Source organism: Desulfuromonas acetoxidans DSM 684, from assembly GCF_000167355.1.
GTDB classification, from domain to species: Bacteria; Desulfobacterota; Desulfuromonadia; order Desulfuromonadales; family Desulfuromonadaceae; genus Desulfuromonas; species Desulfuromonas acetoxidans.
Window position 1 is genome coordinate 24007 of record NZ_AAEW02000019.1, and the last position, 14806, is coordinate 38812.

Genomic DNA, 14806 nt, shown 5'->3' on the forward strand with positions numbered 1-14806 from the left:
TGTATGGGAGGAAACAATGAAAAGTGAGCTAAGGGCGTATATTGCCTACGTTGCGGCGAAGTTGGCGAAGCAGGAGAATCTGCAGATGAGCGTTCTGGATCTGGATGGAAATGTTCAGCGTGATCTGACGGAGATGTGCCAATTGCGTCCGGTTAAATCCACGGCACAACAGCGGGAGTGCGGCATGGTGCGTAGTGCCGATGGTGAGAATTTCTGCATGGTCTTGCCTCAGGAAGAGCAGCACACCTGTCTATCGGTTTATGGGCAGTTGTTCGATGGCTACGATCATGATAGCGATTCGCACTTCAGTGGATTTATCAACGACGACCTGGTAGAGCTGTACGATTACAAATGTTCAGATCATTTTTCGTATCAACTCTAAAGGTGCAGACAATCAATCGCCCAAACAGAAAAAGGGTCGCTTCGGCGGCCCTTTTCTGGTTTAGCGGGTGGTTGCATTCCGGGTTTGGATGTCATCGCAGTTTCATCGGTTAAAACGAAATTTCTGACAATTCCATGTCAAGCAGGTCAACCATCAGCAGGCGATTGTCAAGCAGATCGCCGCGATCCAGAAGCAATTTACTTACTTCCGCCACCTGAAGAGAGGCGATCACGGCCGGGGTAAAGGAAGGATTGCCGAGTTTTTTTTCAATCCCTCTGGAGTCAGGCTGTTGATAAATCTGTTCCAGGTGGTGATGTTCCGGCATCAGTGTGGTGACATGGCCGTACCAGCCGCCAATGGCACCGTGTACCAGTGGCACTTCCAGCTCGCGGCACACTTCAGCCAGTTCCAGACGGGTGGCAATAGAGTCGAGTGCATCTACGACCACCTGGGCACCGGCAAGCAGGCCAATGCCGTTATCACGTCGAAATTCCTTCACTTTTGGCGTGATTACAGTGGCGGGATTGACCTGAGCAATGCGCTGCGCCGCAATTGTTACTTTGTCACAACCGAGCACATCGGTGGAGGAGAACAGTTGGCGGTTGAGGTTATGTTCTTCAAACACGTCGGGGTCAATAATCGTGATGTGGCCAACACCGAGGCGGGCCAGTTCTTCGACTACGAAACCGCCTAAACCTCCACAGCCGACCACGGCAACGTGACTGCTGAACAGGCACAATTGGTCGTGACAACTGAGCATGGCGCCATTGCGCTGGTAGCGAGTCGGCAGAATGCCACGTTTCAGGCTGATCGCCTCAATGCAGGCAACGCTGACATTAAAGCGTTTGGCCGCCGCCTGCTGGTCGGCCCAACTCAGTAAGCCTGAAGAGGCGTGGTTTTCAATCCATAGTTGTACATCACACATACTAGCCTCCCCCTACCAAAGGGAAAATCCCGACGGAGTCACCGTCGTTAAGAAGCGTATCGACATCGCCATGGCGACCGTTGATCATCAAGACGCCCAGTTCCTCAACGGCAATACCCAATTCACCAAGAAGTTGACGAGAGGTCAGTGGCGCGGAAAAGCTGCGTTGTTCTTCCTTGAAACGATCAATGCGAAACTGGGCAAACAGCTTGATGGTTATCGTCATCATGTCGGTCTCCAAAACGAAAAAATCCGGATGTGCCCAAGGAGGGGAGGGCACATCCGGCAAAGAGAGAACAGCAGCTCTCGTATGGGGTCGATCACTTACGCGGGTAAGTGATCAGGTTAAAAGTTCCAAAATTCGTCGATCTCTTCGTCGCTGAAATCCCAGATCGCGTTGTGCGGCGGAACCGGATCGGTCTTGAAAAACTCAGGCAGCCGATCGTCCTTGTTGGTCATGCCGGCATCAAGATTGAACTGATGCTCCAGCTTGAGGACTTTCTTACCCAGCTCGGTGACATCATCACCGGTCAACGCACAACCGAAGCGGGCGTTGATCATGTCGATCAATGCCGGCAGACACTCGGGAATATCCAGTGCCGGGAAGGCAATGAAGATACACATGCCGGTGGAGTCGATGGCGGCGGAGGCGATCTGCAGATTGCGCGACAGCTCAACCTGACCGTCTTTTTTCAGCGGATCAACAAAACCGCCAACATTAAGGATGTTGGTCGCAATGGTATAGCCGGAGGTGTGGTCGGCACCCATGGTGCTGGTGGCATAGGTGATGCCGATCCCCTTAACACTGCGTGGGTCATAGGCGGGAATGGCTTGATTCTTAACCACAGGAACACGGGTGACACCATAAGTGCGGCCAACACAACCGGCACCACCACCGAGGATACGGCCCAGAGGAGTGCCCTTGCCGATCTCTTCGCGCAGCATGCGCAAAATCCCTTCGCCGTCGCCGAACGGCAGGATGCCCGCTTCCATGGCCACACCAAACATGACCACACCTTCGATGGAGTCGATGCCGATGTCGTCCATAATGTTGTCAGCTTCAGCGATCTGATCCAGATTGTCGACGCAGCAGTTGGCACCCATGCCCCAGATGGTCTCGTACTCGAAACCGGAGGTCAGGTAGTTGCCGTCTTTATCATTGTACACCTGGGAGCACTGGATGATGCAGCCTTTATGGCAACCGTGCTTAGGGCTACCACCACGCTCAACAATGGTGTCGTGCATGGTCTCACCGCTGATCTTGTCGTGCGGCTCGAACTGACCATAACGAAAGTTTTTCGTCGGCAGACCACCGGCTTCGTTCAAAATGTTCACCAGGATGTTGGTGCCGTACGTGGGCAGACCTTCGCCACTGACCGGGTGATCCAGCATCGCCTTAGCAAACACGCGGGCGGCTTTTTTGAAGGTGTCGGGGTCCGCGATGGGCACCGCACCGGCACCTTCGGAATCCACGGTCATGAACTTGATTTTTTTCGAACCCATAACCGCACCCATGCCGCCACGACCGTGGCTGCGGATTTTACCGTCAGGGTCTTTCACCGAGATATTAGCGGACGCCATCTTCAGTTCACCGGCAATACCAATGGTGATAACACCGATTTTCTTATCGAATTTTTCCACCATGGCATCAATCACGGCAAAGTTGCCGCTGCCGAGCAGCTCGGACTCTTCAGCGATAGACACGCCGTCTTTGGTGATGTGCAGGCTGTAGAACTTGTCCTCTTTGGGCATGCCCTCGATGATCATCGCCTTGATGCCCATGCGGGCAAATTGCTGAGCGGTAGTGCCACCGGCATTACTCTCTTTGATGCCGCCGGTCAGCGGACTTTTAGCGCCGCAGGACATCCGGCCGGATTGGGCCGCAGCGGTGCCGCTGAGCAGGCCGGGGGCAAAAACCAACTTATTGAACTGGCCAAGGGGATGGCATTCAGGATCAACCTCGGTAGCAACGATGGTTGAAGTCAGAGCACGACCACCGAGGCCGAGCCATGCTTCAGGGACATCTTCAACAGTGGTGGTCAGGTCGGTCATGTTAACGCGAAAAATTTTATCCATGGGTTCTCTCCGTTGTTGCAGGTGAACAATCATCGCTCATGGCGGAAATCTCCTTTCCAAACATGGGGGGCGATACCGTTTCCGGGACCACCTGGCGGCCGGACCACCATGATCACGCTCGTAGGTGGTAGCGGCTCGGAGATTTAAGGGCTGGTCTCAATCGGCGGCCCCTGATCTGGAGTGCGATTGAGAACACCCCCTAAGACCACGAGGTGTCAATAACTCAGCACAGGGCCGTCAAATGAACCAATGCTGGACGAGGTAAAAACGCAAAGACTGTACCAACCACTTTATCAGGGATGTTCGAAGAGGCAATAGTATGGCTAAACTATCGAAATAAGGTATTTTATTCGCAGTAAGGGTGGTTGCGGTGTCGAGTGGGAGAATAGGGAAACTGTGCCGTTCTGAAACAGGTGTTCAGCATGTGAACAGAGGCCGAATGGTATACAAAAAGAGCGTCAAATCCGTTAAAAGAGTCTGTTGAAAACAACCTGAGGTGAGGTAACTCGGTGGTCGTGACAGTCGATCAAAAATAGACGTATTTTTTACGGTCGCGAATAATCAGAAACAGGAAAAACGGACCGCCAAGCAGGGCGGTAAGCACGCCGATGCGCAAGCCGCCACTGCCGACCAGTCGCACCAGACAGTCGGCATAAACCACCAGCGCGCCACCGAGTAGACCGGAGGCCGGTAGCAACAGGCGATTGTCGGAACCCACCAGACTGCGCATCATGTGCGGTGCAATCAGGCCGACAAAACCGATGCCGCCGGCGACAGCCACAGCGCCACCGGTGAGTAAAGCGGAAAACACCAGCAGGATATTGCGCGACCAGTTGACGCGCACGCCGAAATTGCGTGCCTGCTCTTCGCTGATCATCAAAATGTTGAGATCGCGGGCAAAAAGCAGAGAGCCGATAAAGCCGACCACGGCAATGGCCGCAATGATGAGGACATGTTCCCATGAACGGTTGGTCAGATCGCCCATCAACCAACTTACAATCTTGCGGGCCATGTCGTACTGTTCCGTCGACAACACAATCACCACTGAGGTGATGGCAGTAAAAATGGCGTTAAAGGCGATGCCGCCGAGCAGCAACGTGTAGCGTGAGGTTAAACCGCCACTGGTGGCAACAGCCAGTACCACCATCAACGAAAAGAAAGCCATGGTCACCGCCAGCAACGGCACTAGATAAAGGCTGGTGGCCGCCAGACCGAAGTACAGGGCTGTCACTGCACCGAGCGCCGCGCCGGAACTGGTGCCGATAATGCCTGGGCTGGCCATGGGGTTTTTAAACACCCCCTGCATCACCACACCGGCACAGCCGAGTGAAAAGCCAACCAGAACACCACACAGCGTGCGAGGAATGCGACCATACCAGACAATGGTGCCGATGGGGTCAGCCGGGTCAATAGCGCCGCCACCCAGCACATGGCCGATAATGTCACCGATCTGCGACAACGTGATCGACCACGAGCCGATAGACACCGATAGCATCATGCCGAGTAACAGACATACCAGGGTGGCCAACAGGGCCAGAAACGGTTTGCCAAAGGCAGTGCGGTGGGCCTCACTCGTCATTGAGAATCCCCCCGAGGTAATTGAGGCTGGCAATAACAAATTGAGATGATGCGGTCAGGTAATATTCAGGAATCGCATAAATGCGGTGTTGCTGGACAGCGTTCGACATGGCCAGAATCGGTTGGCCGGTGAGGCGCTGTTTCAGGCCGCTGTCAGCCGGAACCACAATGATATCCGGGTTCCACTTCAGCACCGTTTCATAGCCGACCTGTTTAAAAAAGCCGATGCCGTGCTCGCTGGCCGCATTTTTTACGCCGAGGCGTTGGCACAACGCATCAAACAACGTGTGCTTGCCTGCAACAAAGCCCATGCGGTCATAGTAAAGCAGGGTCGGCACCTGGCCGTCGAGTCGTTGCGTGACCACGTTGCAGATCGCTTCACTGTTGTGCGACATGGTTTGTAACAGTTGACGGGCGCTGGCTTCAACGCCGAGCATGTCGCCAAACAGGCGAATCTGGTCACGAATATCCTCAATGCCGCCAAAAAAACCGGTTTCAACGTGAGGAATCTCCGCCAGATTAAGCTGGTGCTTGAACGCCGCCGACGAATAAAAACTGGTGATCACCAGATCCGGTTGCAGGCCGATCACCATCTCGGCATCTTCCGTGAGAAAGGTTGGAATTTCTGCGGGGAATTGATCCGCCAGAAACGAATACGCCGCAACCCGGCTGCTCTCATGCAGACCGACAATGCGCTCATGAGGCACAATCGCCCACAGTTCCTCGGTCAAACCGACCGTGTGGGGAATCACCCGTTGCGGTTGCTGCTCCAGCAGTAAGCTGGCTGAGCGGTTGTTCAGGGCATCAGTGATTTTATTCCAGGTGCGGATCTGATAATCGACGCGCCGTGGATAACGGTTATTGCGACTTTCCGGGCGGTGGGCATCACTCAGCTCGGCACGCAGGTCGGCCATGTTCAGGGGAAAGTCGAGTGTATTACCGTCTTTGGCTTCGGCCAAAGCAATAGAGCTGAGGCACAGCAGGATTGTTAAAACGATCAACAGTTTATGCATAGAACAACAGAGACACGCCGTGCGGTGTCTCGCTCTCCTCAATATCAACATGAAAGACCTGGCGAATGTGTGCAGTTTGAAACGCTTCTTCCGTCGGTGCCTGGCAATACAAGCGACCGCTCTCCAACAACATCAGGGTGTCGCAGTAGCGCCGCGCCAGATCCAGATCATGAATACTCATCAAAATGGTTTTGCCCTGTGCCTTGAGTCGGGTCAGCAGCTCCATAATCTGCAACTTGTGTTGGATGTCCAGCGAACTGGTCGGTTCATCCAGCAGGATGATCGGAGCTTCCGTTACCAGAGCGCGGGCAATGCTCACCAGTTGGCTTTCGCCGCCGGACAGTTGATTAATCACCCGATCTTTGAACGGCAGCGTGCCTGTCACGTCCATGGCCTGCTCAATGATGTCGAGATCGTGATAGCCCAGCCACGAAAAACGCCCTAAATGGGAGTGGCGACCCATGGCAATAAAATCAAACACGCGAATGGAAAAATCGACCCGCGACTCCTGCGGCACCAGGGTGATCATCTGACTCAGTTCGCGGCGGCGGATGTGGCGCAGGTCGCGACCATTCAGTGTTACCGTGCCGCCAGCAGGCTCCCAGATACGGCACAAGTTGCGCAGCAACGTCGACTTGCCTGCCCCGTTCGGGCCGATAATGCCGTGAATCAGACCCGGTTCAAACGCCGCGCTGATGTCATGCAGAATCGGCTGGCCGCCAATGGCATAGCTGAGGTTGTCGATGTCGATCAAGGGTTCCATGGCTGTGTTTTGACTCCAATTTGTAGCGTAATTGCACAACATAACATAGAGCGGTAAAAAGTTCTTCTGGCGTTTGCGGGCGGGCAGTATAAATTTATTTCGGGTCAAAAGGAAACAGCGTAATCAACGATGTCAGGCGGCACCAGCCAGAAACAACGAGAGGCACGCCCAAACAATAAACCGTATGCCAAAAACGAGAATAGTTGAATTAAGGATCTCTATTGACACCGGTGCAGGCAGGGTGGATAGTAATCGATGCATTATGGATAAATCAGCCTGTTTCTGATGGCTTAGCATCCGGTTTATACATGATTTACGCTGTTGAAATGCGGTGGGCTACAACACAGAACAGAAAACAACTGCAGGGAGTTTCGTATGAGAATCATTATATCAATTGCCATTGCCTGTCTTTATCTTGTTCTCCACAGCGTGTCTGCCCAGGCCTTTGACTATAAGAAAGTCGATGCGTTCCCTGCGTTGCGCGACTTCGCAACGGTCAGTGATTTTGAAAAATTCTATGGCGAATATACCCAAACCTGTCTGGATAACTCCTACGGAGGGACCCGTGGTATTCCCTGCTTTATCGGTTCTGAACTCTGGGATCGGGAGCTGAACGATTACTATCATGCGCTTTACAACACACTGGATAAACAAGGCCAGGAGGCGTTGAAACAATCGCAGCGAGCCTGGCTCAAAGAGCGGGACCTGAGCATTGATTTCAACACCCTGCTGCTCAATCAGAAATATTCCACACGTTCTGGGACAATGTTTTTATTGATGAGAGCTGGTGATGCTGAAGAACTGACCCAGGACATTGTGAAACAACGTGCGTTGCAGCTTAAAAAATGGCTGGAGTTCTGTTCAAACGATTAGACAACAGCAGGAGAGCCAATGGACTTTACAATTGAAAACAATTCCGGCCAGGGGAAAAACAGCACACTTCCACCTGAAATCAAAGGGTGGAACTGGGGGGCTTTTTTTCTCAACTGGATCTGGGGCATCGGCAACAGCACCTTTATTGCCTTGCTGATGTTTGTGCCCATTGTCAATTTTGCCATGCCGTTTGTTCTGGGCGCCAAAGGCAATAAATGGGCGTGGCAAAACCGGACGTGGCGCAGCGTCGAGCATTTCAAAAAAAGCCAGAAGCGTTGGGGGCTTGCCGGACTCCTCCTCGTGTGCGTGGGCTTGCCGGCGTTGATTCTTTCCATCTCCATGGGCATGAAAAGCAGCGATGCCTACACGATGTCGCTGGCACAGCTTCAGCACAATCAACGCGTGATCAAACTGTTGGGTGAGCCTGTTGAGGCGGGCTTTTTTGTTTCCGGAAATATTTCCGTCAGCACCGCTGGTGGGCAGGCTTCACTTGGCTACTCGGTCAGTGGTCCCAAAGGTGAAGCAACGGCCTATGTCTATGCCGTCAAGGAGTTGGGCGTGTGGAAGCTGATAGAGCTTGGGGTGTACTCTGAAGCCTTGCAGCGGCGGATAATCCTGATTGTCGATGGCGAGAACGTTGACATTCCGCAGGAAGAATCCCTTATTCAGCACAACAAGGTGGGGGGATGATGGAACGGGAATATGCCGGTTTTTGGGTGCGCAGTGTTGCAACCCTGATTGATATGCTGATCCTGTCCATTGTGACGGGGATTCCATTGACCATCATCTATGGCCAGGACTACTGGCGTGACCAACAGATGATTCACGGCTTTTGGCAAGTGATGATCAGTTATGTGTTTCCTTTGCTGGCGACAATCTGGTTCTGGCGTCGCTATCGCGGTACGCCGGGCAAGATGGCCTTTCGGCTCAATGTCGTTGATGCCCAAACGGGTGGAGCGCTGACTGTGGGGCAGTCTGTTTTGCGTAACATTGGCTATGTTGTGTCTGCTCTGCCGATGATGCTGGGTTATATCTGGGTTGGTGTTGACCGGCGCAAGCAAGGGTTTCACGATAAAATGGCGGGTTCAGTGGTTGTTCGCGAATTGGGTAAAGAGCCGGTGAGATTTGAAGAATGAAAATCCAATGATCGTTTACTTTTTAGCCTTGGGATGGTGAATCTGGTGAAAAAATAAACGTACGTTGAAGTTTTGTGCTCCAATTGTTCGTATTATGCGTACTACTGCAAGAGCAAGAGCAAGAGCAAGAGCAAGAGCAAGAGCAAGAGCAAGAGCAAGAGCAAGAGCAAAGTCAAGGTCAAGGTCAAGGTCAAGGTCGCCGGGTTTCGTTCCGGCAGCCGACATCCTTTTGACTGGCCGCTCAAAAGTATGCAAAAACCAGCCTGAATACCTCCTGGCCCTCAGATCAACCGACAATGAGTCTGTTTCCGTTATGCTTTGCAGATCCGGCTCGCCGCCCTTTAGGTCGACGAATCGTGCAACTCATCAGCTTTGGCGTAAAACGTTGATAACAATCTTGTGTCTTTCTCTATTTCTTTCGTGGCACCGATCAAACGGACGGGACGGTGCCCGCCCTTCAGTGGTGTGTTATTGAGCAGCCCAGCTCTCCCGTTCAGCAGCACCGAACGTGATAAACGTCAGCGCGATCAGCTTCGAATTACGAACCACTGAAGATCAAGATCAAAGTCAAGACCGCCGGGTCTCGTCCCGGCAGCCGACATACTTTTGACTGGCCGCTCAAAAGTATGCAAAAGCCAGCTTGAACACCTCCTGAACCTGGACTCACCGACAATGAATCTGTTTCCGTTTTACTTTACAGGTTCGGCTTGCCTCCCTTTAGCTCGGCAAATCATGCGACTCATCAATGCTGGGGTAAAACCTTGATAACGATCTTGTGTCTTTCTCTATTTCTTTCGTGGCACCGATCAAACGGGTGGGACGGTGCCCACCCTTGCGGCAGAGTGTAATTTAGCAGCCCAGCCCTCCCGTTCAGCAGCGCGAAAGCCCACGTCATGTGCGTAGCAGGGAACGTGAACCGACAAGGTTGTCCAAGATGAATAGTGTTAACAGATTAATACTTTTTCTTGACAAAATTAGACCGGGAGCCGATAGTGAGCGTCATATTATGAATGAATTGTCATGCAATGTTCCTGGGAGTCACTATCATGCGCTTGATCTTTGTTCATGGTTGGAGTGTCACTAATACTGACACCTACGGCCAACTGCCTGAGGCGCTGCAAGCCGCCTCAGCCGATTACGACCTGTCACTTGATCTGCACCACATCTATCTCGGTAAATACGTCAGCTTTCACGACGAAGTCACCCTCGACGATATTGCCCGTGGCCTGCACCAAGCCCTGCACGACCTGCCCGACAATGCCGATCAGATTCAACCCTTCTCGTGTATTACCCATTCCACCGGCGGCCCGGTGGTGCGTTACTGGCTCAATCGCTTTTATGGCCCGGAAAAGCTCAGTGCCACACCACTGTGCCATCTGGTGATGCTGGCACCGGCCAATCATGGCTCCTCGCTGGCGATCCTCGGCAAGCAACGTGTCGGCCGCATTGATGCCTGGTTTAAAGGTGTTGAACCGGGGCAGCGCGTGCTTGACTGGTTGTGCCTTGGCAGTGAACGACAACGCCGCCTCAACGAAAGCGGCCTGCACTACGACTATGCCGCGCACAATATTTATCCCTTCGTTCTTACCGGGCAGGGCATTGACCGCAAGTTTTACGACTTTATCAATAACTACCTGACCGAGCCCGGCAGCGATGGCGTCGTCCGTGTCGCCGGGGCCAATATGAATTACCGCTTCTTCTCAGTGTGCCAGAGCGACGAGGTGTTGAGAAAAAGCCCATACACCACCCGGTTGGCCTATGACAAAAAGCATCCGGTCCGCACATCGCCCGCCGTGCCGCTGGGAGTCTACAATCAATACAGCCATTCCGGTAAAGATATGGGCATCATGCGCAGCATCAAACAAGATAAAGGCGCAGCGCAGCCCGTTGTCGCCGATATCCTCAAATGCCTGCAAATCGAGTCAGCCGATGGCTATCAACAGCGTGCGGAAGAGCTGAACGCCCTGACTGAAACGATGCAAACCGAAGCCTGTCAGCAAAGAGACTGTGACCGCTACGCCATGCTGGTATTCCGCATTAAAGACGATCAGGGCAACACCTTCAGCAAAGACGATTACGACATCCTGCTGCTCGGCGGCAAAAGCTATCAGCCTAACATCATGCCGAAAAGCTTTCTGCGTGATCGCCAGATGAACGGCAAAACCAGCAACCTGGTGTTTTACATCGATGTCGATCAATTTCACCAAATCAAAGATAGTCAGTTTGGTATCCGCGTCATCGCCCGTCCGCAAAAGGGCTTTTCCTATTACCAGTGGGCCGAGTTCCGCTCTGATGGCGTGTCACTGACCGATATTGTCGCACCCAATCAGACGACCTATGTGGATATCACCCTCAAGCGTTGTGTGGATAAGAATGTGTTCCGTTTTGCGCGTGGGGATGAGAAACGGGGGAGTTTTAAAGGTGTGAAGGCTGATGGTGGGGAGATAAAGGACTTATGAGTTTAAATATTAAGAGAAAATGCCGCTTCCGTACTATTCTCCTAATACATTGAAGAAGACTTCTAGCTTGGTCTATTATAGGGAGGATGATTCATTGAAAAATTGCTCGTAAGCTCTATCGCTTCACTTATTTTTACACGGGCTGAATTTATGGGCACAGAAGGCTTCGAAAAAGTAAATTTCCCCTTAAGCGGAATCGGTTGGTTCTATCGGGAAAAAAATAATTTAGCGAGGATATTAATATGGCCAGCGGGAAAATGCTTAGACAGTTGATCAAGTCGGGAGTAAAGGGTGACTCAGATGCTTTCCGCGCAGCATCTGAAGCTGTTATTAAGGAAGAGCGCCACAAAAATCACCATTTACTTGCTAATGATCTTGAACGGCTACTTTATGGTGACCAATCAAAACTTGTCAATAAGGGGAAAAACCTGAGTTCAATCTCTTCATCTCCCCTTAATAAGGACAATGGACTGCCTCTGCTTGAAGAGCGAGCTGTAGTTCGAGAAGATAAAGATTTGATTTTGTCGGATACTGCTCAATCAGCCCTTGATGAAATTCTAATTGAGCATACCCGGGGGGATGTATTGCGATCCTATGGTCTGCAACCTGCTCAAAAACTTTTATTTTGTGGCCCTCCCGGTTGTGGAAAGACTTTGGCGGCTGAAGTAATTGCTCATAGTCTCTCTATGCCTCTTGTTTTAGTCCGGCTTGATTCCGTTATATCCTCATTTCTAGGTGAAACAGCTTCAAATTTGCGTAAAGTTTTTGATTATATTTCTGCACAACCAGTAGTAGTTCTTTTCGATGAGTTTGATGCTTTGACTAAAGATCGTGGAGACAGTGCCGACCATGGTGAGTTGAAACGTTCTGTCAATGCAGTATTGCAAATGATGGATAGTTACCGTGGTGAAAGTATTTTGATAGCAACAACTAACTACGAATCATTGCTCGATAAAGCTGTTTGGCGGCGTTTTGATGAAGTTGTTAACTTTGAAATGCCTAACCTTGAGCAAATCAAGCGCTTACTAACACTGAAACTTTCTGGGGTGAGGCGCAACTTTGAAGCTGACGATAATAAAATTAGCTCTTTATTTAAGGGAATGTCACACGCTGACATTGAACGAGTACTTCGGAGATCTATTAAAGAAATGATTCTAGCCAATCGAGAGTTTCTTGAAAAAAAGCATCTTGATATGGCTTTGGCTCGTGAATATCATCGTAATAGTTGAAATGTAATGGAGGGGGGGAATGGACTATGAACACTTGCGGTTTGATCGAGAAAATCCGTTAACTGAAAGACATCCTCGACAATATAGGGGTGGTTATCGCCCCGATGATCCAAAAGCGTATGGTACTACACTTGGAAGGCGGTTTAGTCAGGTCCGACAGCGGGAATTAACGACTGATTTGGATGGCTTCGACAACCGGAAGTTGCTCAAGCTACGGCTTCATTCGGGAGATAAAAGTGTTCCTAACTTTGAAGCTATTCCTGGAGTTGAAATAGTTAGTCAAGAGGATGAGGCTGTTGTCCTCGTTTTTACAACCGAAGAAGGACTTAACCAGTTCGAAAGCCGTCTCTCTACCTTAGCGCGAGATGGTGTCGTTACACGTAAGGAGTTGTTGTATGCTATTGAAGATTTCGACAACTGGACTGCTGAAGATCGCAGAGGGGTAGCTCTTCGTAACGAGGGTCTACCGAATAATGATCTCTTCATGCTCGATGTTGAGCTGTGGCCTCAAGAGCGTCAAGATAAACGTGAAGAGCTGATTGCAGCATTTTCTAGATGGCTGCGGGATTTGGGGGCTGAGCAGCTTGATATAATTATTCAGCCGTCACTTTTAATGGTCCGAATACGCTGCAACCATGAGCAGGTTAATCAGCTATTACGCTACAGGGATGTACGCACTGTTGACCTGCCTCCACGACTCGGGGTTTCTATTGGCTTGATTTCTACTGATGTTAACCAGTTTCCTCCAATTAATCCTCCTCCTGATGGTGTTCCTTCAATCGCTGTACTTGATTCAGGACTAACGCCTGGGCATACGTTGCTAGGGGAGGCTGTGGGTGATGTGCAGGGTTATCTTGAGCCTCAGCGTAGTCCTGATGACACGGCTCCAGACTGGCATGGAACTTTTGTTGGTGGTTTGGCCTTGTATGGCGATATCCACACACGTATTCAACAAGGCGAATTTGTTCCACAGCTACGTTTATTCTCTGGCAAGGTGTTTGAAGACGATGGTCACGATCAAACCGAGTTTGTCGAGAAAGCTGTTGAGACTGCTGTTCTGGACATTTATGAGCAGTATGGCTGCCGAGTTTTTAACCTAAGCTATGGAGACCTCAACAAAGTATATGATGGTCGACATGTTCGTGGATTAGCTTATACTCTAGATCGGCTAACGCGTGAACTTGGTGTTTTATTTGTTGTTCCGACTGGAAACTTGTCATTGCAAGACCTTCCGGAGAATCCCATTGACACTTATCCAGACTATCTCTTTAGTGATGAGGTACGGTTGTTGGATCCTGCTACAGCGCTCAATGCATTAACTGTTGGCGGATTAAGTACATTCGAAGCTACTCGTGAGACCCAAAGGTATCCTAATACTATTGAAGATTATGTATTTGCTAGAAGTGGGCAGCCTTTTCCATTGACGCGTTGTGGCCCTTCTGTGAATAACGCAATTAAGCCTGATGTAATCGAACATGCTGGTAATCTTGCCTTAATGCGTGATGGAGGCCGTGTACGATATTCTGGGTTGGGAATTGTTTCTCTTAATGGTGGTTTCGCAACTGGTGTACCTTTTGCCGAAGATATTGGTACTAGCTATGCTGCACCCCAAGTTGCTCATAAAGCGGCAAAGTTGCTAGCCGAGGTGCCGAATGCTAATCCTAATTTATTACGTGCTCTTCTTGGGGCACACGCGCGTTGGCCTCAGCCCTGTGTGGATTTGATCAATCCAAGAGATAATTCTGTAGGGAGAGATAAGTTGTTACGTTTGATTGGTTATGGCCAAGTTGATGAGACAGCGCTATACCGCTCACTGAACGACACAGTCACTCTTCTGGCTGAAGAACATATTGATAATGATCGGCATCATTTCTTTGAATTGCCGATGCCAGAAAGTTTTTGGAGCCGGGGACGGCGTGAGAGAGAAATTACTGTGGCATTGGCATATAGCCCTGTAGTACGAACAACTCGTCTTGATTATCGCAGTTCAAAATTGTGGTTCACGTTAGTTGCAGCTTCTAGCCTTGAAGAAGTTACTCGGGCTTTTAGACGTAACCGTGAAGAAGGGATGGGGGAACGTAGTAATAATCGCTGGTTGCCAAACGATACGCGCAAGACAGGCACATTACAAGTCTCTCGCTGGAAATTTATACAGCCTTTATCCAACGGTAATAAAATATTTGTAGTCGTTACGCGTCAGGACAGTCCTTGGTCCCTTGAACGAGACGCACAAGAGCCATATTCCTTAGCGATTACCTTGGCAGATAGAGAGAATGCTGAGGCTGAGCTTTATGTTCAGGCTCGTGATGCATTGCAATCTCGTGTTCAAACTCGTGCTCGGGCCATAGTGTAACTTCTAACGTAGCTTGTAA

General features: G+C 50.8%; 14 protein-coding genes and 1 riboswitch. Of the genes, 7 read left to right on the forward strand and 7 right to left on the reverse strand.

Annotation, left to right across the window (positions count from 1 at the left end):
• Positions 1 to 16 precede the first annotated feature (16 nt).
• Positions 17 to 382, forward strand: a complete 366-nt coding sequence (locus DACE_RS13835; protein ID WP_006002212.1) for a hypothetical protein — start codon at positions 17 to 19, stop codon at positions 380 to 382.
• A 109-nt stretch (positions 383 to 491) separates the two neighbouring features.
• Here DACE_RS13835 and DACE_RS13840 read toward each other — a convergent pair whose 3' ends face one another.
• From DACE_RS13840 to DACE_RS13865, 6 genes are all read right to left on the reverse strand, one after another.
• Positions 492 to 1307: a HesA/MoeB/ThiF family protein gene (locus tag DACE_RS13840; RefSeq protein ID WP_006002214.1), complete on the reverse strand. Its 816-nt coding sequence runs from the start codon at positions 1305 to 1307 to the stop codon at positions 492 to 494.
• A 1-nt stretch (position 1308) separates the two neighbouring features.
• Entirely contained in the window at positions 1309 to 1536 is a 228-nt protein-coding gene (locus DACE_RS13845) for a MoaD/ThiS family protein (RefSeq protein WP_006002216.1), read from the reverse strand.
• Between the two features lie 116 nt (positions 1537 to 1652).
• Positions 1653 to 3383, reverse strand: a complete 1731-nt coding sequence (locus DACE_RS13850; RefSeq protein ID WP_006002217.1) for an aldehyde ferredoxin oxidoreductase family protein — start codon at positions 3381 to 3383, stop codon at positions 1653 to 1655.
• Positions 3384 to 3416: 33 nt separating this feature from the next.
• A riboswitch (molybdenum cofactor riboswitch) is annotated at positions 3417 to 3536 on the reverse strand.
• Positions 3537 to 3909: 373 nt separating this feature from the next.
• Complete coding sequence (locus tag DACE_RS13855; RefSeq protein WP_006002219.1) at positions 3910 to 4962, reverse strand: FecCD family ABC transporter permease; 1053 nt, start codon at positions 4960 to 4962, stop codon at positions 3910 to 3912.
• Complete coding sequence (locus DACE_RS13860) at positions 4952 to 5974, reverse strand: ABC transporter substrate-binding protein (RefSeq protein ID WP_040367533.1); 1023 nt, start codon at positions 5972 to 5974, stop codon at positions 4952 to 4954. The genes DACE_RS13855 and DACE_RS13860 overlap by 11 nt, the downstream gene beginning before the upstream one ends.
• The gene (locus DACE_RS13865) at positions 5967 to 6737 is read right to left on the reverse strand and encodes an ABC transporter ATP-binding protein (protein WP_040367535.1); all 771 of its coding nucleotides are present in this window, start codon (positions 6735 to 6737) and stop codon (positions 5967 to 5969) included. Before DACE_RS13865 ends, DACE_RS13860 begins: the two co-directional genes overlap by 8 nt.
• A 375-nt stretch (positions 6738 to 7112) precedes the next feature.
• Between DACE_RS13865 and DACE_RS13870 the strand changes: the two genes are divergently transcribed.
• Genes DACE_RS13870 through DACE_RS13880 form a run of 3 tightly spaced genes read left to right on the forward strand, consistent with a single transcriptional unit; the run spans position 7113 to position 8746 of the window.
• The gene (locus DACE_RS13870; RefSeq protein WP_006002224.1) at positions 7113 to 7610 is read left to right on the forward strand and encodes a lysozyme inhibitor LprI family protein; all 498 of its coding nucleotides are present in this window, start codon (positions 7113 to 7115) and stop codon (positions 7608 to 7610) included.
• 18 nt (positions 7611 to 7628) lie between these two features.
• Positions 7629 to 8300 (forward strand): cytochrome c oxidase assembly factor Coa1 family protein, encoded by a 672-nt coding sequence (locus DACE_RS13875; protein ID WP_006002226.1) that lies wholly within the window; start codon positions 7629 to 7631, stop codon positions 8298 to 8300.
• Entirely contained in the window at positions 8297 to 8746 is a 450-nt protein-coding gene (locus tag DACE_RS13880) for an RDD family protein (protein WP_006002228.1), read from the forward strand. The genes DACE_RS13875 and DACE_RS13880 overlap by 4 nt, the downstream gene beginning before the upstream one ends.
• A gap of 15 nt (positions 8747 to 8761) precedes the next feature.
• On the opposite strand, the gene DACE_RS18225 is transcribed toward DACE_RS13880, so the two are convergent.
• A complete protein-coding gene (locus tag DACE_RS18225) occupies positions 8762 to 9001 on the reverse strand; it encodes a hypothetical protein (RefSeq protein ID WP_040367537.1) in 240 nt (79 codons plus the stop codon).
• Positions 9002 to 9792: 791 nt separating this feature from the next.
• Here DACE_RS18225 and DACE_RS13890 point away from each other — a divergent pair.
• The 3 genes from DACE_RS13890 (at position 9793) to DACE_RS13900 (ending at position 14787) form a co-directional block, all read left to right on the forward strand.
• Positions 9793 to 11205 carry an esterase/lipase family protein gene (locus DACE_RS13890; protein WP_006002229.1) on the forward strand — a complete coding sequence of 471 codons (1413 nt, stop codon included), beginning with the start codon at positions 9793 to 9795 and terminating at the stop codon, positions 11203 to 11205.
• 242 nt (positions 11206 to 11447) lie between these two features.
• Positions 11448 to 12434 (forward strand): AAA family ATPase, encoded by a 987-nt coding sequence (locus DACE_RS13895; RefSeq protein WP_006002231.1) that lies wholly within the window; start codon positions 11448 to 11450, stop codon positions 12432 to 12434.
• 19 nt (positions 12435 to 12453) lie between these two features.
• Positions 12454 to 14787, forward strand: coding sequence for a S8 family peptidase (locus DACE_RS13900; RefSeq protein WP_006002233.1), 2334 nt, complete (start codon positions 12454 to 12456; stop codon positions 14785 to 14787).
• Positions 14788 to 14806: the final 19 nt, after the last annotated feature.